The following is a 24496-nucleotide window of genomic DNA, read 5'->3' as shown; positions in this document are numbered from 1 at the left end:
AAACTTTCCAAGGGCCTTCACTATTTATTTTCGGTAAATTCAAGTGCAAAATAATTCCGAAGTAAATAAGCAATCCATTTGCAATTAGGGTATCCTTGAATATTTTTTAAAAGACCTTCTATGAGAACTTGACTTAGAGAAGGCTCTAGCAAGTGTTGTTTTAACAAGCTAAGCGATTCTTGTTCAAGCAGTTCTTCTGCTTCGCTTAAACTTTGCTCTAAAATTTCGAGTAGTTGATCTTTAGTTACTTCTTCATGGGACAACCGCTTTAGTTGGAATATTTCCTTGGTGACAAAAGGAGTTGTAATCTGTGTAGCAAGTAAGTTTGTTTTTTCTACTAATGAATGTGCGAGCTGTTCTAAATTTACCGGGACATTATTGAATAATATCAATTCCGAATAAATACTAATGAAACCTTTAATACAATAGACTAAGTCATGTTTCGTGTTTTCAATCTTTTCCCCAAATAACCCTTCCATCATGGTGAGGATAGTTTTTTCTAGTAACCGATCATAATGGTGAAATTTACTAACAAGTTCCTTATTAAATGATTGAGACTGTTCTTTCATCAAAATTTTAGCGAAATTAGAGTGCTTTTGAGAGGATTTGAACATCGTAAAGTAAAATTCATATAATGTTTTCTCATCATTTTGGTTTTTTGTGACCTGATAGTCAGTATCTGAAATCATTTGACTCATAAATTGATCTATTAATGCTATTATCAATTCATCTTTAGACTTGAATGACAAATAGAACGCGCCTTTAGAAATGCCGCAGTGTTCTGTAATTTGTTGAACAGAGGTTAATTCAAAACCTTGTTGTGCAAAAAGTTCTACTGCTTTTTCCATGATTAACTGTTTTTTACCCATTTAAAACTATCGCTCCTAGTTCATATTGTTGACAACTGACTAATTAGTCATTATTATAAGTAATTGAGAAATAAAAGTCAATTAGGGGTAGGTGTAAGAGTGAAAGGTTTAGTCAATTTTGTTCTTCATAATAAATTAGCAGTATGGTTACTTACAATTATTATCACTGTGTCCGGTATTTATTCTGGAACACGTATGAACATGGAAACAATTCCGGATATTTCTATTCCGTATTTAATGGTAATGGATGTATATCCAGGTGCAACACCTGAACAAGTTATGGAAGATGTATCTATGCCCTTAGAGAAAGCAATTGAAAACCTTGCAGGAGTCAAATCCGTATATTCCAATTCCAATTCGAATATGGCCAGTATTCAAGTGGAATATGATTATGGAGAAGATATGGCAGAAGCAAATCGTGCGTTAAAATCTGCATTAGAGGCTGTAAAATTACCTGAAGGAGCCCAGGAACCAATTGTTACCGCTATTAGCATGAATATGATGCCTGTAGTGGCGTTGAGTGTTAGTAGTACGACAGAGGATATTGTGGAGTTAACATCTACAGTTTCCGAGCTTCTAGTTCCAAAAATCGAGAAAATCAATGGTGTAGCTTCTGCAACTATTGCAGGACAGCACATTGAGGAAGTCAATCTTACGTATAACGAAGAAAAAATGACTGAACTTGGCTTAAAAACTGATGACGTAAAACAAATGATTCAAGCAAGTGATCTAGCAGTATCATTGGGTCTATATGAATTTGAAGAAGGCGAAGAAGCTGTTTCTGTAGATGGTAAGTTCATGACTTCTGACGAGTTAAAGGAAATGTTAATCCCTGTTACACCATCTGCAACGAATTCATCTCCATTTGTGAAACTTAGTGAAATTGCTACTATTGAAGAAGTAGGTAGAGTTCAATCAGTGTCACGTACAAATGGTGAGGATGCAATTTCTATTCAAATTGTTAAAGGACAGCAAGCAAATACAGTTGATGTTGTTAATAGTGTGAAAGAACTGATTAAAGAAGAGCAGCAAAATATCGATGGTCTTGTTATTGATGTGTCTCTTGACCAAGGTGAACCAATTGAAGAGTCAGTAAACACCATGATTGAAAAAGCGCTATTTGGTGGATTAATTGCCGTTTTAATTATATTACTGTTCTTACGAGATTTTAAATCAACGATAATTTCAATTGTATCTATTCCAGTGTCTATTTTTATGGCGTTACTATTATTAAACTGGATGGATATTACGTTGAATATTATGACACTTGGGGCTATTACAGTTGCCATAGGACGGGTAATAGATGACTCCATTGTAGTAGTAGAAAATATTTATCGTCGTATTCATTTAAAAGATGAGAAATTATCAGGACGTGCGCTTGTACGTGAAGCGACAATTGAGATGTTCAAACCTATTCTTTCCTCAACTCTAGTTACCGTTGCAGTATTTGCACCATTACTATTTGTCGGTGGAATGGTCGGTGAATTGTTCTTACCATTCGCATTAACAATGACGTTTGCACTTGGAGCATCCTTAATCGTGGCTATTACGATCGTTCCGGCATTGTCTCATTTCCTATTTAAAAAGAAGTTATATGGTGAAAAGAAAGAAAGTAATCATAAAGAAGCTGGTAAACTAGCTAATGGTTATAAACGTATATTGGAATGGACGCTTAATCATAAAATAATTACTTCTATCGTTTCCATTGTTTTATTGGTTGGTAGTTTAGCTTTAACTCCGTTAATCGGCTTCAGCTTCTTAGGTAGTGAAGAAGAAAAAGTTATGTATTTAACGTATACACCAGAAGCTGGTGAGTTAAAAGACGAAACGTTAGCTAATGTTGCTAAAGTAGAAGAAGAGCTATTAAAACGTAAAGATATTGATATTCTTCAATTATCCGTAACGGATAGTGATAGTGTAGATCCATCTGCTGCAATGATGGGTGGCGGAGCAGGTGGTGCACTAATGTACCTTATCTTCGATCCAGAGATGGAAGACTTCCCGGCAGCACGTGAAGAAGTAGAAGAGTATGTATTTAATATTGGGCAAACAGGTGAGTGGAAGACCCAAAACTTCTCCGCTATGTCGATGTCTTCAAATGAAGTTAGTTATACATTCTACAGTGAAGATTTAGATAAACTAAATGATGCTGTAAAAATGGTAGAAGAAGTAATGAATGACAATGATGGCTTGGAAGACGTTTCTTCTAGCACTGAGGATGCATTCGTAGAGCATACATTTAAAGTAGAGCAGGATGAATTACTAAAATACGGTTTAACAACAGGTCAGATTGTCATGATGTTAAATCCTTTAGCTACACAAGAAGTATTGACGACAGTTGAAAAGGACGGCAATACATTAGATGTGATTGTTCAAACAGAAAAAGCAGAACAACCGAAGTCTATCGATGATATTTTAGCGACAGAAGTTCCTACAGCATTAGGAACGACAATGCCTCTTTCGGAGCTGGTAACAGTGGAAGAAGGAACGACACTAAATACTCTTGCACGCAGTAAAGGGGAGTACTATGCAACTGTTTCTGGAACAATCCTCGGAGACGATATTTCAGTTGCGACATCTGAAGTAGATAAAGCAATTGATAAATTAGACTTACCTAAAGGGGTTACAGTTGGTGTGGCTGGCGTAGCAGCTGATATGACCGAGACATTTACACAGCTTGGAATAGCAATGCTTGCGGCTATCGCAATCGTTTACTTTATTTTAGTTGTAACATTCCGTGAGGGTGTAGCGCCATTTGCTATACTTTTCTCCTTACCATTCGCAGTAATTGGTTCATTCGTTGGTTTACTAATAGCAGGAGAAACCATATCTGTATCGGTAATGATGGGGATGCTCATGTTAATTGGTATTGTCGTAACAAATGCGATTGTACTTGTGGATCGAGTTATTCATATGGAACGTGATGGCATGACTATGCGCGAAGCTATTTTAGAAGCTGGAGCAACTCGTCTTCGTCCAATACTAATGACGGCAATAGCAACGATTGGTGCATTGATACCGTTAGCTTTTGGCTCAGGCGGGGGCGGTTTAATCTCGAAAGGTCTTGGTATTACCGTAATCGGTGGTTTAACAAGTTCTACACTATTAACGCTAATAGTTGTCCCAATCGTTTATGAAATTTTATCAAAAATATTTAAGAAAAACCGTAGAGAAATAGAAGAAAACTAACAAGAAAAGCGCAAGCGCCTTGCAAGGCCCGACAACGATCTTCTGCGACGAGCTTTGCGCAGGAGCAAGCGGCTGGAAGATTTGCAATAAAGGCGCACTTTGCCTTTATTCGCAAATCTGAAGCGACTCGAGGGGCTAGGCGCTGAAGTCTGGACAACAAGAAAAGCGCAAGCGCCTGTGCAAGCCCCGACAACGATCTTCTGCGACGAGCTTTGCGCAGGAGCAATCTCCAACAACGGTCTTCTGCGACGAGCTTTGCGCAGGAGCAATCTCCAACAACGGTCTTCTGCGACGAGCTTTGCGCAGGAGCAATCTCCAACAACGATCTTCTGCGACGAGCTTTGCGCAGGAGCAAGCGGCTGGAAGAATTGCAATAAAGGCGATTTTTGCATTTATTCGCAAGTCTGAAGCGACTCGAGGGGCTAGGCGCTGAAGTCTGCAACAAAAAAACTCTATTTTTAGCCCTTCAGGACATGTGATGTCTTGAGGGGCTTTTATTGCGAAGAGTTATCCGAACAAAGGAACGAGGAAGCTCAGTTGGATGCGGAGAAATTTCTTTAGTTGGAATAATGAGCAGTTTAGTTGGAATAATGGGGGGTCTAGTTGGAATTTTGGTTAGTTTAGTTGGAAAAATGACTAGTTTAGTTGGAATAGTAAAAAATTCCTACCAAAATTGCAGATATCATGCTTTTCATTCAAAAAAGAAGAGAGCGTGACAACGGTCACGGTTCTCTTCTTTTCACATCTATTTTAAAAAGCGGCTGCTTTGCTTTTCTGTTCAACTATAATTTTGCCATTATCCGAAGAAAGACGGACTTTGTTTGTGCCGTTACCGAATACAGTGCGTGAATTTTTTTCGCCGAACACACTTATTTTGCCGAAATCCACTTTTGTATGAATGGATACATCCGTTGGAGCATTTTCTGTTTCAACTAAAATGCTTCCGTTATCCGTCTCCAAATCAATCATGCGATCCAAGCTAGTGGTTAATAGCTCGATTCGGCCGTTATCTGTTTTTCCGATAATACTCCCGTTCACGTGCTGCATAATAATTCTTCCGTTATCTGTCTCCGTGTGAACCTGCTCTGCATCGATATGTCGAAGCTCAATTCTCCCATTATCGGTTTCAGCTGTTAGCTTATCAGCTTGGATTTTCTCCATTTCAATACGTCCATTATCCGTTTTTGCTTCTAGAATGCTTGCAGCTAATTCTTTTAATCCAATACTCCCATTGTCTGATGTTGCCTTAATATTCTTCCCGAGTATTTTTTCTGCTCTAATACGTCCATTATCGGTTTTCATAATTACAGTTGAATACAGCTTTTTAGGTAGAGAAACGTTTACTCTTAGTTCTTTTATTAAGAACAAGAAACTAAAAAATTTAAACTTTTTGGTTTTTAATCGAACGGATAATGTGTCATTTATGACGTCTGCCGTTAGTTCTAGCTTTTCATTTTCTCCGATTAACTCTATAGTAGTTTCGTCTGTTTCTGAAGAGATAACATGTAAAGAGCCGTAGTCAATATCCATCATTATATTCGAAAAATTCGCATGAGGGATTTTAATGACTCTATTCGTAGAGGTACTTTTTTCTGGAATTTGAACCTGGTTTTCGGAAAGCTCCTTAGCTATTTCATTCGGTGATCCTAAGGACGCTGCAATTTCACTATCTGATTTCCCATCCTCTCGTCCATTGGAGAAATGCTCTTTAATGTCCGAAAGAATATCATTTCTCTCCTCAGCTGGAAGTCTTGTTAAAGCAAGCTCTAGTTCATTTAAAAATTGTTGTTCAGTCATTTTTTACACCCTCCTCTATAAGATTGTTGACACCAGTTGTGAAGCTTTCCCATTCTATTATCTGTTCATGTAAGTAAGAGCGACCTAAGTCAGTTAGCTTGTAGTATTTACGAGGGGGCCCTTCTGTGGACTCCTGTAAATAGGTAGTGAAATAGCCTTCTTTCGTCAGTCGTCTTAATAATGGATAAACGGAGCCTTCTGAGATCGAGATCTGGTCAGATATTTTTTGGACAAGTTCATAACCGTATCGATCTTGTTTATCCAATAAAACAAGCACACATAAATTTAATACTCCTTTTTTAAATTGAATATTCATTTTTAACTCCTCCTTTCACTACTAATCATTGAACAGTACCTTAGATAGAATATATCATATGGTACTATCTTATGCAAGGTACTACGTTAAATACAATTATAATTATTAAAATTGTCAGTTATAATAAAGAGAAATGAAAGGAAGTCGCGTGATGAACCAATTTACCGAAAAAGTAATTCAACTAATAAAGTCCATTCCATCAGGCAAAGTGATGACGTATGGACAAATTGCAAAAGCTGCTGGAAGCCCTAGAGGGGCAAGGCAGGTCGTTCGTGTATTACATTCCATGAGTGCCAAATATAATCTTCCGTGGCACCGTGTAATTAATGCGAAGGGTGAAATTGTTATAGCGGATGAAGAAGCGGCTTATTCACAACAAGCAATGCTAGAAGCAGAAGGAGTCTACTTTTTAACCAATGGGCGTGTTGATTTGAAAAAATCACGTTATAATCTTCCATTTACCGAGGAAGATGGGTTTTAGAGAAAGGGAGAGATGACAAATGTTTAGTTGGAAAGGTGCAGCAGGAATTTGTGTAAATGAACAACAGGAAGTTTTAATGGTACTTCAAGCAGCTCCTGGAGAAGATAAGAAATGGACAGTTCCATCCGGGACACTTGAAGAAGGGGAAACATTAGAGGAATGCTGTATAAGAGAATTCAGTGAGGAAACTGGATTCATAGTGAAAACGATGGATAAAGTACATAGCAAAAGTGGAGTTATTAGTGAACATGGTATCTCTTATTATGTAGACTATTTTTTAGTAGAAATAATAAGCGGAGAAATTACACTTCAAGATCCGGATGAGTTTATTCATGAAATTGCTTGGAAGTCATTCGAGGAAATTCAAACCTTAGATCTGGCTTATCCAGAGGATATCCACATGATCGAGAAAGTATTAAAAAAACAAAGTGATGAACTTATAAATTAGAGAGGTGTTTGGATTATTAAGTCGTTAATTTATTAAATACCCTTGAAATTGAAAAAAGATTGTTCAACTGTACTATTGGGTGGCGTTTATGTAATAGATAAGTTATCCAAAGGATATCCACATAAAAAAACTAGAAGGTAAAAAGCAACCTTCTAGTTTTTTGTATAAATAACAATTGCATCTCGCAAAAATTTTGCAGCTCCTTGTTGTACTTTATCATAATAAGCAGTGAATCGTTCGTCAGCGACATACATTTCTGCAAGACCAGCATGAGCTTCTTTGGAGTATTGATCCCAGTAAAAGTAAAGCCATTGCTTATGCAAATCTGCCGCCTTTTGAGCCAATTCTCCGGCAGGGTCTCCACTTGCCATAGCTGATTTTAGCGTGCTAAATAGCTGTTCCTCTATTTTTTGGATTTCCTCATACTGCTCGTTTGTCATACCCTTTACTTTTGCATTAGATTTGTTGACAGCATCTTCACCATATTTTTCTCGAATTTCCTTACCGTATTTCTTCTCATTGTCCTCGACAAGCTTGTTTTTAAAGCCTTCAAATTTTTCTTTATCCGTCATGCGTATCTTCCTCTCTGTTAATTGAATTGATTTATCCACATTGTTAATAAGTGCATCTAACTGCGCACGTTTTTCAAGTAGTTTTTCACGATGATCTCGAAGCGCAACAGTTGCATCGAATTCAGGGGAAGTCATAATTTCTTTAATACTATCTAAATTCACCCCAAGTTCGCGGTAAAACAGTATTTGCTGTAGTCGATCTACTTCAGCAACACCGTAAATACGGTACCCTGAAGAATTGATACGTGCCGGTTTAAGTAGACCGATCTCGTCGTAATAACGAAGAGTCCTAGTACTGATGCCTGCAAGCTGACCAAGCTTTTGCACCGTGTATTCCACTCACACCACCTCCTAATATGTTCAGTTTAAACCTTTACGTTACGTGAAGGTCAAGGGTTATTTGTTCATTTAATTTCTTTTGATTATAATGAAACAATAAGTAAGGGGGAACTCACATGACAACGATTGGGTTTATAAGACATGGTGTCACTGCTTGGAACAAAGAAGGTAGAGCACAGGGGAGTACAGATGTACCTTTAGATGAAGAAGGAATTCAAATGGCAGAGCAAGCAGCAAAAAGAATGCAAGATGAGGAATGGGACGTTATTTATACAAGTCCACTCATCCGAGCGAAGAAAACAGCTGAAATTATTGCGGATAAGCATCGAGGAGTAGATTTTATTCTAGACAAACGGCTTGGTGAAATTGGTGGGGGGATTATCGAAGGAACGACTGAAGATGAGCGGATTGCTAAATGGGGTTCGGATTGGAGAAATCTAGAACTGGGCTTTGAACCGGAAGATGCTATTATTTCTCGTGGAATGTCCTTTATAGAAGAAGTAAAGAAAAAACATTCAGGAAAACGAGTGCTTGTAGTTAGTCATGGTGGCTTCATAAGTAGACTATTAAATGCACTTGTTCCAGACGGAGAATTTACACGAGATATCGGTAATACTTCGGTTACAATTGTGGAGCTCCAGGATCATGAAAATGTTTGTCATTTATTTAACTGTATGAAGCATTTAGAAGTAAAGGAAGTGCAATGATGAAGGATGCTACTTACTATATAAAGAATTTAGGATTAGAACCTCACCCAGAAGGAGGATATTTTCAAAGTAGTTATACTTCCAAGGACTCTAGTGGAAATAGAAAATTGTATACGAGTATCTACTTTTTATTAGGTGTTGGGGAAGTGTCTCATTTTCATCGTTTAAAGTCGGATGAGCTATGGTACTTCCATGCTGGTAGCTCACTTTTGGTACATGTAATCGATGAGGAAGGTAACTATGTGGAACATAAGCTTGGCTTAGATATAGAAAATGGAGAGGTCCCTCAAGTGTTGGTGCCCAAAAATACTATTTTTGGCTCATCGGTTATAGAGGATGGTACATTTTCACTCGTTGGTTGCATGGTAGCACCGGGATTTGAATACGAGGATTTTGAACTTTTTACGCAAAAGGAACTGTTACAAGATTATCCTCAACATAAAGAAATTATTTATAAAATGGCATATGAAACATTGCCGGAGTCTGAATAATTGTAGAAAACGCCCTTCAGCTACTCATTACTGAAGGGCGTTTAAACTTATTTAAAAGAGAAGGAGGGAAACATTTAAAACTAAGTTTTTGATTTATAAGGAGTTTGCTTGGTTCTATTTATCTTTTTCAGCTTGCTCATTTACTGAATCGGAATCATTTATAGGAGATAGGCTAGTTAAGTCAATTAGCTCGATAACAGAACTACTTTCTCCTACAGGACCACAAATTCCTGTTTCTATATCGCATATCATAGTATCTTTATTGGACATAACCTTTCCTCTTTTCATTCGTTTTATGAATACCTTTGTTCACCTAGTACTATATTTGAAAAGTAAAGATAGTACAAATTTAACGCTTATATTTTCGTTAAATTAAAGGGATATTGGTTAGGCTTATGGAAGTTAAGGATAAGTTCATCATTTGCTTGGAGGTTTTATGATGACGAAGAAGGTAGTAATACTTCTAATTTTATTTTTAGTAATTGCTATAGTTATAATGCAAAAAGAACCTAATGAAGATAGAAATATACAGAAGGAAGTGTCTATAGAAGTGTCTTCAGATACGGAAGCTTTTGTATCCCTCTTGTTTGAACTATCGGAAAAGGGACAAACGATTAATTCACCTTTTATCGTGGGGGACACCACCATCCCAAAAGTGCATGAACTATGGGGAGCGCCAGACAAAATTAGTGAGAATGCTAATGCCATTTATGAAGAATTTCTATCAAACGATGCTACAGTTGGATATCAGTCTGAAGTTGTTTTTGATATACGGTCTAGTTCACCTGAGATTCAGCAAATCCATTTCAAAGATATTATATCCATTAAAGGTGAACCAGATAAAATTAAAAGCTATCAGGATAATCAAGTAAATCAAACGATACTTATATACGATGTTACAAAGGACTTTCAGTTGAAATGGATATTGCCTAAGCCATCTGAAGAAAATCCAAATCCTCGGGTTCATCACATTTCTGTTTTCACAGAATTTGAAGAAGCAGTCTCCTTATCCGATTTAAGCCTAGAAGAAAAGGTCGGGCAGATGATATTTGCAGGGATAAAAGGAACGATTATGACAAATGAAACAAAGAAAATTATTTCAACTGATCAAGTCGGCGGTATTATTTTGTTCAAGGACAATTTAAAGGAAGGCCATCAAGCTGTTACCTTATTAAATGCGCTAAAAGAAGAAAATACTAATAATAAAGTTCCGTTATTTTTAGGTGTCGATGAAGAGGGCGGAAGAATTTCAAGGCTGCCAGGGTTAACTAAGCTGCCGACAAACGAAGATTTAGGAAAGCGAAATGACGCAACTCTTTCTTATGACATCGGAAAACTATTAGGAAAAGAAGTAAGTGCATTTGGCTTTAACTTAGATTTTGCTCCTGTTCTTGATATTAATAGCAATCCCGACAATCCGGTTATTGGAAACCGATCCTTCGGCAAAGATACAGAGATAGTAAGTGATCTAGGCATACGGACAATGGAAGGTATTCAAAGTGAGCAGGTTATTTCGGTTGTAAAGCATTTCCCAGGACATGGCGATACGGCAGTAGATTCTCATAAAGAACTTCCAATCATTCAAAAGAGTTTAAAGGACTTACATGCCTTAGAGTTAATACCATTTATGAGAGCTATAGATCGTGGTGCAGAAGTCGTGATGGTAGGACATATTTTGCTACCTAAAATCGACTCTACTTATCCGTCTTCTTTATCAGAGAAAGTTATTACTGATATATTGAGGAAACAACTAGGTTATGAAGGAATTATTATCACAGATGATATGACAATGAAAGCAGTCTTAAATACATTTGAAATAGGGGAAGCAGCAGTATCTGCTGTTAAAGCTGGAAATGACATAGTGTTAATAGCCCATGACTACTCAAATGTAATTAAAGCAAAAGAAGCAATTCTCCGAGCGATAGAAGCTGGAGAAATCACGGAACAAAGAATTGATGAAAGTGTGAAAAGAATTCTCTCTATTAAAAAGAAATATAAATTGAGTAACACACAGCTAGATGGGGTAAACATACAAGAGTTGAACCAATTAATTAATGAAACATTAGGGAGATGATGTAATGAAAACTACTAATTCTAACATTGCTTATAAGGATGAAGGTCAAGGGGAAGTACTACTCCTTATTCACGGATTTTGTGGAAGCTCCGAATATTGGAACCAAGTAATACCTCATCTTTCTGAGAACTATAGAGTTATTGCAATAGATCTACCTGGTCATGGAGCGTCCGAAGGAAATGATAAATTGCAGGAAATAGAACAATACGCATTAGTTATAAAGGATTTTATAGAGGAGCTAAAAATAGAGAAAGTGACGATGTTCGGTCATTCACTAGGAGGTTATATCACACTGGCATTCGCAGAAAGCTATAGTGACTATTTAAATGGCTTTTCGTTGATTCATTCCACAGGTTTTCCAGACTCTAAAGAAGCGAAAGAAGGAAGAACTGCATCTGCTAAAAAAATAGATGAAGAAGGAATCACTCCATTTATCGACAGTCTAGTTCCAAAGCTATTTGCTCCAGCAAATGTGGAAACCCAAAAACAATCGCTAGAGGAAGTTAAAAAGATTGGATATGAAGTACACCCTCAAGGAGCTAAAAATGCACTTCAAGCGATGAAAGATAGAAAAGATCGTACGAAGATTTTGGAGAATACAGAGCTACCAGTACTATTAATAGCAGGAGAAAATGACCAACTGATTCCAGCTGACAAGACATTTACGGCGAGTGGAGAAAATATTAAACAAGTAATGATAAATGGTGTGGGTCATATGAGCATGTATGAGGCGTCAGAAGAACTGTGTAATGCCATTCTCTCTTATATAAGGAAAGCATAAACAAAAGGAGCGACAAAAGTGAATACACATCACATTTTGTTGCTCCTTAAAATTGGTTAAATGCCATTATCTCTTAAGCTAATATGCAACGAGCCGTTTGTTTGTAACTGTGCATAAAATACTTCACTTACTGATTCAACTCCATGTTTTCTCAGTTTCTTCATAACCCATTCTTCGGTTAAATCTAATTCTTCTAGATTTTTTTTTACAATTTTGCCGTCAGCTATTATTTCAGAGGGCATGAACAAAGGAAGGACAATCGGCACCTTTACATCCTGTTTTGTTGCTTCCTGTAACCCGACTTTTTTCATCACGCTTAATTCACCGTTTGTTTCAAGTACAGCATAATGTACATCCTGGATGGAAAAAATAGATTGCTCTCTAAGCAACATTAATAGATCATCCATATGTAAGCGTGCTGATTTTAAAGACTTCGGACTTAATTCACCATCTTTTATAATAATGGTAGGCTCGTCATCAATCCATGTTCTAATGGTAGGGAATTTTAAAGATATATAACTCATTATCATTACGAGAACTGCCCACCAAATAAGTGAAATCAAACCATCAAGAAAAGGCGTTTCCTTTTGAGATGCAATCTCTGCTGCGATGGACCCTACTGTTATGCCGGTAATATAGTGGAAAAATGTTAGTTGGCTCAGTTGTTTCTTTCCTAATAGTCTTGCTAATACAAGTAATGCTACAAAAGACAACGTAGTTCTCAATATCATTTCCCAAAAGTTCAATTCGAAAAAGGTTTCCATATTCGCATATAACCTCATTTCATTCTAGACGTAAAACTTATTGTTGCCACAAATTTTGTTGCTATACCGTTCAATTAAATAATTATGAAATTACTTTAATTTTCATTTTTATCGACATAGTTTATAAAATTGACTTAGATTGACTCATTATTAAATTAATTTGTCGAATTTGAGCTATAATAATTTTAATCATGTATAAATTAGAAAGAACGTGAAAATATGACCAAATTGAACTCTAGTCACAAAATGGGTAATCCAGTATATCCCATCATGTTTGCGATAGGCGTATGTCATCTATTTAATGATACATTGCAGGCGGTAATTCCTGCGATGTTTCCTGTATTAGAATTGGAACTAGGTCTTACGTTTACACAATTGGGACTCATCTCATTTGTATTAAATATTGTCGCATCGGTTCTCCAGCCAGTTGTCGGCTTTATAAGTGATAAAAAACCTATGCCATATGCATTGCCACTTGGAATGACGAGCTCGTTCGTCGGAATGGCGGGATTAGCCCTTGCACCAGAGTATTGGATGATCCTTGTGTCCGTAATATTTTTAGGACTAGGTTCTGCAGTCTTTCATCCAGAGGGTTCACGTGTATCGTTTATGGCAGCTGGTTCTAAACGAGGTCTCTCTCAATCCATTTATCAAGTTGGGGGAAACTCTGGACAAGCCCTTGCACCACTAATAAGTGCTTTTATATTAGTGCCTTTAGGTCAAAAGGGAGCAGCTCTGTTCTTAATAGTAGCGGCAATTGGGATTTTCATATTGTCGAGGATTTCAGCGTGGTATAAAAGACAGTTGGAAGCAGAGAAGCTTTCCAAAAGGAAGAGAACGTTGCTTTCTTCATTACCAGCATTGACTAATAGACAAATCGGAGTTGCCTTAACATTATTGATGGTCGTCATTTTTGCTCGTTCCTTCTATGTTACTAATATGACCAATTTTTATATTTTTCATTTGATGGAGAACTACGACTTGTCTATAAAAGAAGGGCAGTTAATTATCTTTGTTTTCCTAGCATTAGGAGCAGTAGGGACATTGTTTGGGGGACCAATGGCTGATCGTTTCGGAAGAAAAAATATTATATTACTATCAATAGCGGTTCCCATTCCATTATGTCTAGCACTTCCTTACGTTCCTGTTTGGTCCATTATATTATTGCTCATTGCGATAGGATTTTTCATCATGTTAAGCTTCTCGGTAACTGTTGTGTATGCGCAGGAGCTCGTGCCAAGTAAAATTGGGACGATGGCAGGGTTAACTGTAGGTTTAGCTTTTGGTATGGGAGCAATAGGAGCAGTTGTAATCGGTATATTGATGGATTATATAGGTGTATATACGACAATGATTGTCGTGTCGACTCTCCCGATAATAGGATTAGTAGCTTTGGCACTACCGAAGGATCGAAAAATAGTATTACCCAATTAAAAAAAGCGAGTGATCTTGTGATCGCTCGCTTTTAATCTATTCTTATACTTTTAAACTACAACCATCCGGAACTTGCGTTGGGTCAGTAACAAGATTTTCATGTATATGAACTTGGTGCATTTTGTTATTGTGCATAAATTTGAAAATACCGTTATCAAAATCTGTTCCAATTTCTTTGAAGAAAATACCTTCTTGGCACATATTTTTTGCGCATGTGAAGGAAACTTTATAAGAATCTCCGTCAGTCACCAAATAAGCACGGACTCCTTTTTCAAAAATGCCATCTTCTTCATCCTTGATATAGCGAGCAACAGAAACAACATGGAAGTCCACGAAAGGAATTTCTTTTAATAAGACATTCATAAAGGATCCCCTTGTTATTTCTTCCCATCTGCTTTGTGCAGTTTGTCCTATAATAATTTGGGTTATATTTAATCCGTGGGCAACTTCTTTAATAACTTTTGGAGAAGGACGTTTTTCGTTATCACGAATGATAAACTCCTCAACCTCCAATTCTTCTGCTAAAGCTTTCCAATCTTCAATATAGCCAGATTTCTCAGCATCGAATGCATCGTATGGTAGTGGGTCAACTGTTAGTATATATAGTGGGCAATCTAGCATGCTTGCCATTTTATGTCCTCTTCTAATTAGTCGCTCACCATTTGGTCCGTAGTATACGCAGACAAGTATACTCTCATCCATTCGACCTTTTACGCGTTTCACGGTTTTACACACCTCTTCTTTTTTTCTTGTTCTATCTATTATCGTGTAATTTTCTACTGAATAACTATATGCTTCAAAACACTAAAAGTGCGGTGCACCCTACTTTCATGTATAATTATTAAATGCATATATAGAGAACAAATACTAATGTTCTTTACATATTATGCACTTGTTCTTAACACTAGCAAGTTATATATCCTAAATTCTAATGTATTTTGAAGGGTCTCATATGGAATCCTATTATGATACTTCTTGTTAGGATAGTCAAGTCTATAGTTTGAAAAAGTATTTCCACCTCATACCACCCAATCCTAATTCTTACTTAACCAATAGGAGGTTGAATTTTGTTTTCTATAAATTTAGTTATATTAATCCCATTTATTGTTGCCGCACTCCTACCTTTTTCATTCAGGCGATTCAAAAAGAATCACTTAGGTTGGTTTGTTTTAATAGTACCTACTGTTTTGTTTGTTCTTCTTGCTAGGCTAATTCCCTCGGTAGCAGATGGAAAAACATACATCCATACATATGAATGGATTCCCACATTAGATTTTAACTTCACAACATATTTAGATGGTCTTAGTATGATCTTTGCTCTATTAATCACAGGCGTTGGTAGTTTAGTTATTCTATATTCCATTTTTTATCTTTCTTCTAAAGAGTCCTTACAGCATTTTTATTGCTACTTATTATTATTCATGGGTGCCATGCTTGGTGTTGTTTTTTCCGATAACTTAATGGTGTTATATGTTTTTTGGGAATTAACGAGTGTTTCTTCGTTCCTATTAATTGCCTTTTGGAATCACCGTCAAGGATCAAGACAAGGTGCACAAAAAGCTATGCTAATCACTGTAAGTGGTGGTATTGCTATGTTGGTTGGTTTTATCATGCTACATACAATGACTGGCTCTTTCAGTATTCGAGAAATAATTGCCAGTGTGAGTGAGATTAGCGACCATGCTTTGTTCTTACCTGCAATGATATTAATACTACTTGGAGCATTTACGAAATCAGCACAATTTCCTTTCCATATTTGGTTACCAGATGCAATGGAAGCACCGACCCCTGTTAGTGCTTATTTGCACTCGGCGACAATGGTTAAGGCAGGAATATACTTGGTAGCACGATTCACTCCAGTTTTTGGGGCGGATGAAGTATGGTTTTGGGTAGTAAGTATAGTCGGGATGATTACTCTATTTTGGGGTTCATTTAATGCTGTCCGACAAACCGACTTAAAAGCATTATTAGCCTTTTCTACTGTTAGTCAGCTAGGACTTATCATGAGTTTGCTTGGTTTAGGATCGATTGCATTGCAGTTTGGTTATTCAGCGGATTCCGTTTTGTATACACAGGCAACATTCGCTGCTTTATTTCACTTGATTAATCATTCCACCTTTAAAGGAGCCTTGTTTATGGTCGTTGGAATTCTCGATCACGAACTAGGGACTAGGGATATTCGAAGACTTGGTGGATTAATGGCACTTATGCCGTTTACCTTTACGGTTGCTTTAATAGGAAGTTTATCGATGGCTGGGTTACCACCTTTTAATGGATTCCTTAGTAAAGAAATGTTCTTTGCTGCAACTGTTCATATTATGGAAGTGGATATTTTTTCTTTAACTTCATTCGGAATTATTTTCCCGGTTGTAGCTTGGATTGCGAGTGTTTTAACTTTTGTTTACTGTATGATTATCGTTTTTAAAGTATTTCTTGGGAAGCCTCAGCCAGAGAAATTGGATAAACCTATCCATGAAGCTCCTATCGGAATGTTAATATCTCCTATGATTCTTGGAGCTTTGGTGGTTGGCATATTCTTCTTTCCAAATCTATTAGGTCAATATATTTTGCAGCCAGCAATGGGTAGTATTTATCCGACGTTTGGAGATTCTGCATATCTGACACCGAAAATCTCCGCTTGGCATGGAGTAAAACCTGAATTACTCATGACGATAGGGGTTATCATAATAGGTGCTCTTCTATATAAATACCTTAAATTATGGAAACCGTTCGTCTATGGATTTTTCCCTTCCATATTCACATTTAACTCACTTTATAATAATTTGTTAGCATCGTCGGTTAGGAACTCTAACATAGTAACGAATCGATATATGAATGGTCTATTAAGACATTATTTAGTGTATATATTTGTTTTCTTTATAGTGACCGTAGGTAGTTATCTACTCTATTCGAGAGCATTTTCGTTTGATATTTCAACCAATGCATCCTTTCGTGTCTATGAAGTCTGTCTAGTAGCTATTATGGCGGCTGCAGCAGTGTCCATGCTCTTTGCGAAGTCACGTATAACAGCGACATTGTTAAACGGGGTATTAGGGTACTCTATAGCTATCTTTTTTGTCCTTTTCCGCGCTCCGGATTTAGCTTTAACTCAGTTAGTTGTAGAATCTGTTACGACTGCCTTATTTCTACTAGCATTTTCTCATTTGCCAGACTGGAAGAAGGAAAATCTCCAAACACGAACAAAGCTAATCAATGGAATAGTATCTGTAGCAGTGGGATTAATAGTTGTTTTAATTGGTTTATCCGTAGTAGATTTCAATCAATTTGATTCTATATCTAGTTATTTTGAGGATGCCTATGAACTAGCTGGTGGAGCAAATATCGTTAATGCCATATTGGGAGATTTCCGTGGTTTTGATACGATGCTCGAGGTGGTTGTACTATTTATAGCAGGTTTAGGCGTGTATTCCATGATTAAGCTAAGAACAAAAAAGGAGGATGAAAACATTGAAGATCAATGATGTCATACTCCGGACAATTAGTAGGATTGTTGTATTTATCATTTTGACTTTTGGTGTGTATTTATTTCTTTCGGGTCACAATACACCCGGCGGTGGATTTATAGGTGGTTTAGTTTTAGCAAGTGCAATTATACTGCTCTATTTATCTACAGATTTAGAAACGGTCCAAAAAAGTCTTCCGTTAGATTTTAAATATGTTGCTGCGCTCGGCGTGTTTTTAGCTACATCCACAGGCTTTGGCTCTATTATTTTTGGCGTTCCATTTATGTCTCAAACCTTTGCCTATTTTGACTTGCCTATATTTGGTGTAACAGAGCTGACTACGGTAACTATATTTGAAGCTGGTGTAGCATTAACTGTTGTCGGAGTACTAGTAACGATTATTTTTAGCATAAGTGAGGATGGTGGATAAGAATGGAAACATTAATCATTATGTTAATAGGGATTTTAGTTGCTGTTGCCACTTATTTAATCCTCTCTAGAAATATAATTCGAATCATTTTAGGAACCGCTGTATTTTCTCATGCAGTTCATTTGCTCATTTTAACGATGGGAGGCTTAAAGCAAGGAAATGTCCCTTTGTTAAAGGAAGCAAATGCGCCTTATACCGATGCTTTACCACAAGCGCTCATTTTAACTGCTATTGTGATTAGCTTCGCAGTAACAGCTTTCATACTTGTTTTAGCCTACCGTATTTATCAGGATATTGGCACGGATGATCTCGATGAATTGAGAGGGGCAAAAGATGAATAATTTAATTGTTTTACCATTAATCCTACCAATTATGGTTGGGGTTGTATTAGTATTTTTACGACCATATATAAAATTACAACGTGTCTTTAGTTTACTAACGCTGATTGTCACAGCTGGAATAAGTTTACTTCTATTAAATATAGTTCGGACGGATGGAATTATAAGACTAGATTTTGGTGGATGGGAGCCCCCATTTGGGATTCTATTTGTGGCAGATTCTTTTGCTATGTTACTTGTGCTTACGGCAAGTATTGTTACTGCCATTTGTTTAATCTACGCTTTTTCTTCTATTGGAGAAAGACACGAAAAAATGTACTTTTATCCTTTTGTTTTATTTTTAGTTGCAGGAGTTAATGGGTCATTTTTAACCGGCGATCTATTTAATCTATTTGTCTGTTTTGAAGTGATGTTACTAGCCTCCTATGTATTAGTGACATTGGGGGGGACCAAGCGCCAACTGAGAGAAGCGATAAAATATGTAGTAATTAATATTCTTGCATCCTGGTTCTTCCTTGTAGCCCTTGCTTATTTATATGGTACTGTTGGTACTTTAAATATGGCTCATATATCGGAAAGAGTGGCCGAAGCAGGTCAAGGACCCTTACTTACAACAATAAGTATTTTGTTTTTAATCGTATTTAGTTTAAAAGCAGGGTTGTTGCTATTCTTTTGGCTTCCGGGGTCTTACTCAGTGCCACCCACTGCAATTGCAGCATTGTTTGGAGCATTGCTTACAAAGGTCGGGATATATGCGCTTTTCCGGTCATTTACGCTCATATTCTACCACGACACCTTAATATCCCACACATTGATAGGGATAATGGCGGCAATTACACTAATTGTTGGTTGTATGGGAGCCATTGCTTTTAAGGATGTTCGGTTAATCGTTTCCTATAACGTAGTAATTGCTGTTGGATTTATATTAATAGGACTGGCTGTAGGTACGGAAACGTCTATTGCAGGATCTATATACTACGTCATTCACGATATGATTGCTAAAGCCATGCTGTTCTTGTTAGCTGGTACGATGATTTATTTAACTGGAAAATCAAAAATAGATGAAATGAGTGGACTAATACGAAATTATCCTCTATTTGGATGGATGTTCTTCCTAGTCACTTGTTCATTGGCAGGTATTCCCCCGTTAAGTGGATTTGTTGGGAAAATATTGGTTGGGCAAGGTGCAATTGAATCTGGTTCTTACATATTGCTAGCGTTGGCTTTTCTCTCCAGTATTGTTGTACTATATTCACTTCTTCGAATTTTCTTAAATACTATTTTTGGGGAAACTATTATTAGTCTGGAAGATGAAAAACCAATGAAAATGGGAATGATTATCCCAATTGTTTTGTTAGGAATAGCAATGATTTCATTGGGACTTGGAGCAGAGTTTATATCCGACTATGTTACGGATGCAGCTCATACCCTTGCCAATCCATCCGTTTATATTGATGCGGTAATGGGTGGAAATAAGTGATTGAGAGGTGAGAATATGCCAGCACAATTTTTACTAAACCTATTCATCGCATTTTTATGGACAACCTTAAAGGATGAAGATGAACTGAAGATAACAACGTTTTTTAGTGGTTTTATCGTAGGGATCTTCATCATTTTCTTAATGCATCGCTTATTCGGGACTCAGTTTTATTTGAGAAGATTATTCTCCGTCATTAAGTTAATTTTCATATTTATATCAGAATTAGCACAGTCGAGTTTGCTAATAAGTAAACAAATATTAAATCCTCGTTGGGACCTGAAGCCTGGAATTTTCACTTATAAAACGGAGCTTAAGGGAGACTGGGAAATTACGACGTTAGCAATGTTGTTAACGTTAACTCCTGGTTCTGTTGTGATGGAAGTGAATCCAGAAGGGGACATGTTTTATATACATGCAATGGATATAGAGCAGTCTAAAGCGGATGTATTGCGATCGATTACTAAATTTGAAGCAGCAATTATGGAGGTGACCCGTTAATGATTGATAAAATACTGTTGGTTTCACTAACGCTATTTGTTATTTCCATTGCAATTGCACTTTTTCGAATCATTAAAGGCCCGTCTATGCCAGATCGGGCAGTAGCATTGGATATGATTGGTGTAAATCTCATATCGATGATCGCTATTATTTCGATTGTTTTGAAGACCAAGGCATTTTTAGAAGCTATTCTTATCCTAGGTATACTTGCATTTATAAGCACAATTGCTATCTCCAGGTATATCGAAAGGGGCGCTATCATTGAGCATAAGTCAGATAATTGAGCTAGTTGCGGTCATTATCATTTTTTTAGGAAGTATTATGAGTGTGATTAGTGCCTTTGGTATTATTCGTCTTCCAGACGTTTATACGCGCTCCCACGCTGCGACCAAAAGTTCAACGGTAGCAGTACTGTTGTCTCTAACTGGAGCCTTTATATATTTTTGGGTAAGTGAAAATTTAGTAAGCGTTCGTCTTATACTAGGTATATTATTTGTGTTTTTAACTGCCCCTGTCTCAGGGCATTTGCTAACGCGTGCAGCATATCGATCGAAAGTAAAGCTTACCGAAAATTCCTCAGACGATGCTTTAAAGGAAGTATTATTTCCTGAGGATAAATAACAACAAAAAGCTATACGATTGGAGAAATCTCCGATTGTATAGCTTTTTTACAATGCGTGGTATTCAGAGTAGTCGGATTTATGTGTTGGACGTTGTAGATTCTTAGAAGCTTAACAATCAGTTCCTATAGTTGAAGGATTGCTCAGAGAGAAAAAGATTATGTCCTTATAGGTAAATGGTAATTTCATAGCTTTATAAATTCCAGTAATTGGATTTAATGTTTTAAATTTTTGCATATTAGGTCTAGTTTTAACTTAGTAATTTATGGAACTAGTTAGTCGGAACTGAAAGACTCATAAACCAGAATGAATGTGAGGAATCCTTTATAGAACAGGGTTTTAAAGATTCAAAATAGCATTTTAGAATACGTTAATTTATTTAATTCTATTTATTTAAATAAAATAAATGTTCAATTAATTTCGTCTAATATATTGCATTCTACCAAATTCCATAGTATTATCAACTTTGATATATTGCATACGGCGTGATTAGGAACAATCATTTGTATAGCATTCATAACAAACATCCAGAAAACACAAGAAATGATTATTTCTTATATCACAGGAGGAACAAAAAATGAAAACTAAGTTGTCATTCTCTAATCATTTAGTGATTGGGGTTATGCTATTTGCATTATTTTTTGGAGCAGGAAATCTAATTTTTCCAGCTAGTTTAGGTCAAAACGCAGGAACACAGGTATGGATAGCAGTTATAGGATTTTTACTAACAGGAATTGGGTTGCCGTTTTTAGGTACTTTAGCGATGGGATTCTCTGGAAGTAAAAATTTACAGGAGCTTTCAAGTAGAGTACATCCCGTTTTTGGGGTAATCTTTACCTCACTGCTTTATTTAACAATAGGACCATTTTTTGCTTTACCCAGAACAGGAGCCGTTTCATTTGAAATTGGTATTCTGCCATTTATGAATCAGGATTCTGCACAAATTGGTTTGTTAATATTTACGATTATCTTCTTCGGACTCACGTTATTGCTGTCACTGAATCCATCTAAAATTGTTGATAATGTCGGGAAATTTCTTTCTCCAGGAATAATAATAGGATTATTCTTCTTATTGTTATTTGTAATTTTTAAGCCAATGGGTAGCTTTCAGGAACCACAAGGGAACTATGTAACAAATGCATTTATGACTGGATTTACAGAAGGATATAATACGATGGATGCATTGGCTTCCTTAGTTTTTGGTATTATCGTCATCCATGCAATCCGTTCCATGGGTGTAACGTCGACAAAGGGAATTTTAGTTGCTACAGCGAAATCCGGTGGGATTGCCATTTTGTTTTTAGGTTTAATATATGCTGGGATAGCATACTTAGGGGCGACTAGTGTACAAACATATGGCCTGTTTGAAAATGGTGGGCCAGTATTAAGTGCTGCATCGGAGCATTATTTCGGGTCATTTGGCGCTATACTTTTATCCATTATCATATTCTTAGCTTGTTTAACGACAAGTATTGGATTGACTACTGCATGTGGGGAGTACTTCCATACGTTAATGCCGAAAATCAGTTATAAAGCTTTTGTTATTTTCTTTAGTGTTTTCACATGTATAATTGCAAACTTTGGATTGTCTAATATTATTACGTATTCTATTCCAGTTTTAATGTTATTATATCCACTAGCGATTGTATTGATTTTCTTAACATTCTTGTCACCATTGTTTAATCATGCGAGAATTGTTTATGTTAGTGTAATGTTCGTGACGTTTTTAATCAGTATCGTAGATGGTTTTAAAGCTCTTTGTGGATCGTTAGAAATCGAATATTATAGCTGGCTGAAGCCAATTGTTAGTTTTTATGAGAACGTATTGCCATTTTATAATGTTGGATTAGGATGGTTAATACCATTTATCGTAGTAATACTTGTAACGGGAATTATTTCAAGGTTTGAAAAAACAGAAGTAAAATCTGCTAAATAAAAATAAAAAAGGTGGTTCGGAAGATTGTGAATAACACAACGCTTTCTGCCACCTTTAATTATCTTCGTTTTTAAAACTCTTCGATTGTATAAATCCAATTGGAGCGCATTACTTCTGCTAGTTCTTTGGTGTTTTTTTCGCGGAATGCGCGAATTAGATTCGCATGTTGCTCAATAGAATATTCTCGTAGGATAATTTTTTCATAATAAAATAGTCTACGTACATGTGCTTGAAGCATTTCTACCATGGAATGTATGTATGGATTATTAGCTGTGTCTACAATAAGTTGATGAAATTCTTCATCCACTCTTAGGGCTGTAGAAAATTCTTTTTGCTGTAGAGCGTTTGCGAATTCTCTATTTTTTTCTTCTAGTAGACTTAGAACTTCCTCATCCATATTAAGAACGGCTATCTCAGCTGCGAGCGCTTGCAATACTGCCAATGGTGGTAAGAGATTATTAATATCCTCTTTCTCTACGGCGGTGACTTGCGTTGCTCTACCAGGGTGCATTGTTACAAAACCTTGAGATTCTAGAAGTTGTAAGGATTCTCTAATAGGCGTTCTACTCACCCCTAAAGCTTGGGCGAGTTCAATATCGTTTAGCTTCTCTTCGGGTTGTAAAGTTCCGTCGATAATCCACTGCTGTAATTGGTTAAAAGCATGCAACTTGGCAGTTGTACGAACGGGTTTAGTATGATTAACCGGAATTGGCATAATGATTCCCTCCTTTCAATTGTCTTAATAGTTCAACAATATTATACAACATATTATACAATATATCGCATAATTTGGAAAAGATTATTCTACTAGTAATTGTACGGTAATAGATTTTACATCTATAACGGATTCTTCCTTCATAATTTCCTGCAAAATAACCTCTTTAAAGTAATTGATACTTGTATTTAATGGGATATGAAGAATCTTTCTTAACGCAGTTTCGTACATATTCACAAATTCTGCATCCGTATTTCCGCGCTGCAATTCAGCAAAAGCTTCGTATACTTGATCCAATTTGTCTGCTAACTCGAGTAAACGACCTTCAATCGTATCGTCTTTCCCTTCTTTCATACGGTCAAAAAATACTGGCTGAAATTCTTTTGGAATTTCATCTAATATGAACTTCTCCATCATTTTTTCTTCAACATGTGCAAGCATTTGTTTAAGCTCAGGAGAAGCATGTTTCACTGGTGTTTTAATATCGCCGATAAAAATCTCTGCAAAATCATGGTTAATCGTTTTTTCGTAAAGTGATTTCCAGTTAATTGTTGCACCGTTATTCTCTTCTAGTGTTGCGAAAAACATAGCGTATTGGGAAACCTTCCAAGAGTGAGCAGCAACATTATGCTCTTCAAATTTAAAACGTCCGGGACAGCGAATAATTCTTTCTAAATCGTTCATGCTCATAAAAAATTTATGTATACCCATTCACAATCACTCCCTAAATATAATCATACTGGAAAAATTTAA

At 36.6% G+C, this 24496-nt stretch carries 25 protein-coding genes; 16 read left to right on the top strand and 9 right to left on the bottom strand.

Going from position 1 to position 24496, the window contains the following annotated elements; translation table 11 throughout:
• Positions 1-20 precede the first annotated feature (20 nt).
• Positions 21-869, bottom strand: a complete 849-nt coding sequence (locus BLR36_RS10445) for a TetR/AcrR family transcriptional regulator (RefSeq protein ID WP_093061689.1) — start codon at positions 867-869, stop codon at positions 21-23.
• Positions 870-968: 99 nt separating this feature from the next.
• Between BLR36_RS10445 and BLR36_RS10440 the strand changes: the two genes are divergently transcribed.
• Positions 969-4058 (top strand): efflux RND transporter permease subunit, encoded by a 3090-nt coding sequence (locus BLR36_RS10440; protein ID WP_093061688.1) that lies wholly within the window; start codon positions 969-971, stop codon positions 4056-4058.
• Between the two features lie 750 nt (positions 4059-4808).
• On the opposite strand, the gene BLR36_RS10430 is transcribed toward BLR36_RS10440, so the two are convergent.
• The gene (locus BLR36_RS10430; RefSeq protein ID WP_093061686.1) at positions 4809-5855 is read right to left on the bottom strand and encodes a DUF4097 family beta strand repeat-containing protein; all 1047 of its coding nucleotides are present in this window, start codon (positions 5853-5855) and stop codon (positions 4809-4811) included.
• The gene (locus BLR36_RS10425) at positions 5848-6171 is read right to left on the bottom strand and encodes a PadR family transcriptional regulator (protein WP_093061685.1); all 324 of its coding nucleotides are present in this window, start codon (positions 6169-6171) and stop codon (positions 5848-5850) included. Before BLR36_RS10425 ends, BLR36_RS10430 begins: the two co-directional genes overlap by 8 nt.
• Positions 6172-6322: 151 nt before the next feature.
• On the opposite strand from BLR36_RS10425, the gene BLR36_RS10420 reads away from it, so the two are divergent.
• Positions 6323-6652 carry an MGMT family protein gene (locus BLR36_RS10420; RefSeq protein WP_093061684.1) on the top strand — a complete coding sequence of 110 codons (330 nt, stop codon included), beginning with the start codon at positions 6323-6325 and terminating at the stop codon, positions 6650-6652.
• 19 nt (positions 6653-6671) lie between these two features.
• The gene (locus BLR36_RS10415) at positions 6672-7100 is read left to right on the top strand and encodes an NUDIX hydrolase (protein WP_093061683.1); all 429 of its coding nucleotides are present in this window, start codon (positions 6672-6674) and stop codon (positions 7098-7100) included.
• A 152-nt stretch (positions 7101-7252) separates the two neighbouring features.
• On the opposite strand, the gene BLR36_RS10410 is transcribed toward BLR36_RS10415, so the two are convergent.
• Entirely contained in the window at positions 7253-8011 is a 759-nt protein-coding gene (locus BLR36_RS10410) for a MerR family transcriptional regulator (protein ID WP_093061682.1), read from the bottom strand.
• 116 nt (positions 8012-8127) lie between these two features.
• Between BLR36_RS10410 and BLR36_RS10405 the strand changes: the two genes are divergently transcribed.
• Both BLR36_RS10405 and BLR36_RS10400 read left to right on the top strand, forming a co-directional pair.
• Positions 8128-8718 carry a histidine phosphatase family protein gene (locus tag BLR36_RS10405; RefSeq protein WP_093061681.1) on the top strand — a complete coding sequence of 197 codons (591 nt, stop codon included), beginning with the start codon at positions 8128-8130 and terminating at the stop codon, positions 8716-8718.
• Positions 8715-9209, top strand: coding sequence for a cupin domain-containing protein (locus tag BLR36_RS10400; RefSeq protein WP_093061680.1), 495 nt, complete (start codon positions 8715-8717; stop codon positions 9207-9209). The genes BLR36_RS10405 and BLR36_RS10400 overlap by 4 nt, the downstream gene beginning before the upstream one ends.
• A 114-nt stretch (positions 9210-9323) precedes the next feature.
• On the opposite strand, the gene BLR36_RS18820 is transcribed toward BLR36_RS10400, so the two are convergent.
• Positions 9324-9479, bottom strand: coding sequence for a hypothetical protein (locus tag BLR36_RS18820; protein WP_175454038.1), 156 nt, complete (start codon positions 9477-9479; stop codon positions 9324-9326).
• 169 nt (positions 9480-9648) lie between these two features.
• Here BLR36_RS18820 and nagZ point away from each other — a divergent pair, with 169 nt between their 5' ends.
• Entirely contained in the window at positions 9649-11283 is a 1635-nt protein-coding gene (nagZ, locus tag BLR36_RS10395; protein WP_254771369.1) for a beta-N-acetylhexosaminidase, read from the top strand.
• Positions 11284-11287: 4 nt separating this feature from the next.
• Positions 11288-12064: an alpha/beta fold hydrolase gene (locus BLR36_RS10390; protein WP_093061678.1), complete on the top strand. Its 777-nt coding sequence runs from the start codon at positions 11288-11290 to the stop codon at positions 12062-12064.
• A gap of 56 nt (positions 12065-12120) precedes the next feature.
• Here the strand turns inward: BLR36_RS10390 and BLR36_RS10385 are convergent, their stop codons facing one another.
• Positions 12121-12828, bottom strand: coding sequence for a YetF domain-containing protein (locus tag BLR36_RS10385; RefSeq protein ID WP_093061677.1), 708 nt, complete (start codon positions 12826-12828; stop codon positions 12121-12123).
• A gap of 219 nt (positions 12829-13047) precedes the next feature.
• On the opposite strand from BLR36_RS10385, the gene BLR36_RS10380 reads away from it, so the two are divergent.
• Complete coding sequence (locus tag BLR36_RS10380) at positions 13048-14262, top strand: MFS transporter (RefSeq protein ID WP_093061676.1); 1215 nt, start codon at positions 13048-13050, stop codon at positions 14260-14262.
• 42 nt (positions 14263-14304) lie between these two features.
• Here BLR36_RS10380 and BLR36_RS10375 read toward each other — a convergent pair whose 3' ends face one another.
• The gene (locus tag BLR36_RS10375; RefSeq protein WP_093061675.1) at positions 14305-14985 is read right to left on the bottom strand and encodes an adenine nucleotide alpha hydrolase family protein; all 681 of its coding nucleotides are present in this window, start codon (positions 14983-14985) and stop codon (positions 14305-14307) included.
• A gap of 344 nt (positions 14986-15329) precedes the next feature.
• On the opposite strand from BLR36_RS10375, the gene BLR36_RS10370 reads away from it, so the two are divergent.
• The 8 genes from BLR36_RS10370 to brnQ all read left to right on the top strand — a co-directional run bounded on the left by BLR36_RS10370 (position 15330) and on the right by brnQ (position 23028).
• Positions 15330-17744, top strand: coding sequence for a Na+/H+ antiporter subunit A (locus BLR36_RS10370; protein ID WP_093061674.1), 2415 nt, complete (start codon positions 15330-15332; stop codon positions 17742-17744).
• The gene (locus BLR36_RS10365; protein WP_093061673.1) at positions 17731-18156 is read left to right on the top strand and encodes a Na(+)/H(+) antiporter subunit B; all 426 of its coding nucleotides are present in this window, start codon (positions 17731-17733) and stop codon (positions 18154-18156) included. The genes BLR36_RS10370 and BLR36_RS10365 overlap by 14 nt, the downstream gene beginning before the upstream one ends.
• 2 nt (positions 18157-18158) lie before the next feature.
• A complete protein-coding gene (locus BLR36_RS10360) occupies positions 18159-18497 on the top strand; it encodes a Na(+)/H(+) antiporter subunit C (RefSeq protein WP_093061672.1) in 339 nt (112 codons plus the stop codon).
• Positions 18490-19974 carry a Na+/H+ antiporter subunit D gene (locus BLR36_RS10355; RefSeq protein WP_093061671.1) on the top strand — a complete coding sequence of 495 codons (1485 nt, stop codon included), beginning with the start codon at positions 18490-18492 and terminating at the stop codon, positions 19972-19974. Before BLR36_RS10360 ends, BLR36_RS10355 begins: the two co-directional genes overlap by 8 nt.
• 15 nt (positions 19975-19989) lie before the next feature.
• Entirely contained in the window at positions 19990-20472 is a 483-nt protein-coding gene (locus BLR36_RS10350) for a Na+/H+ antiporter subunit E (protein ID WP_093061670.1), read from the top strand.
• A complete protein-coding gene (locus BLR36_RS10345; RefSeq protein ID WP_093061669.1) occupies positions 20472-20756 on the top strand; it encodes a Na(+)/H(+) antiporter subunit F1 in 285 nt (94 codons plus the stop codon). The genes BLR36_RS10350 and BLR36_RS10345 overlap by 1 nt, the downstream gene beginning before the upstream one ends.
• Complete coding sequence (locus BLR36_RS10340) at positions 20734-21093, top strand: Na+/H+ antiporter subunit G (protein WP_093061668.1); 360 nt, start codon at positions 20734-20736, stop codon at positions 21091-21093. The genes BLR36_RS10345 and BLR36_RS10340 overlap by 23 nt, the downstream gene beginning before the upstream one ends.
• Positions 21094-21669: 576 nt before the next feature.
• The gene (gene brnQ / locus BLR36_RS10335) at positions 21670-23028 is read left to right on the top strand and encodes a branched-chain amino acid transport system II carrier protein (RefSeq protein WP_093061667.1); all 1359 of its coding nucleotides are present in this window, start codon (positions 21670-21672) and stop codon (positions 23026-23028) included.
• A 70-nt stretch (positions 23029-23098) separates the two neighbouring features.
• Here brnQ and BLR36_RS10330 read toward each other — a convergent pair whose 3' ends face one another.
• Together BLR36_RS10330 and BLR36_RS10325 are read right to left on the bottom strand one after the other, a co-directional pair.
• Positions 23099-23743, bottom strand: a complete 645-nt coding sequence (locus BLR36_RS10330) for a GntR family transcriptional regulator (RefSeq protein ID WP_093061666.1) — start codon at positions 23741-23743, stop codon at positions 23099-23101.
• Between the two features lie 84 nt (positions 23744-23827).
• Complete coding sequence (locus BLR36_RS10325) at positions 23828-24454, bottom strand: YfbR-like 5'-deoxynucleotidase (protein WP_093061665.1); 627 nt, start codon at positions 24452-24454, stop codon at positions 23828-23830.
• Positions 24455-24496: the final 42 nt, after the last annotated feature.

Source organism: Psychrobacillus sp. OK028, assembly GCF_900103605.1.
Lineage (GTDB): Bacteria > Bacillota > Bacilli > Bacillales_A > Planococcaceae > Psychrobacillus.
Note: the sequence above shows the minus strand (reverse complement) of the source record. Positions and strands in the feature narration are given on the sequence as shown.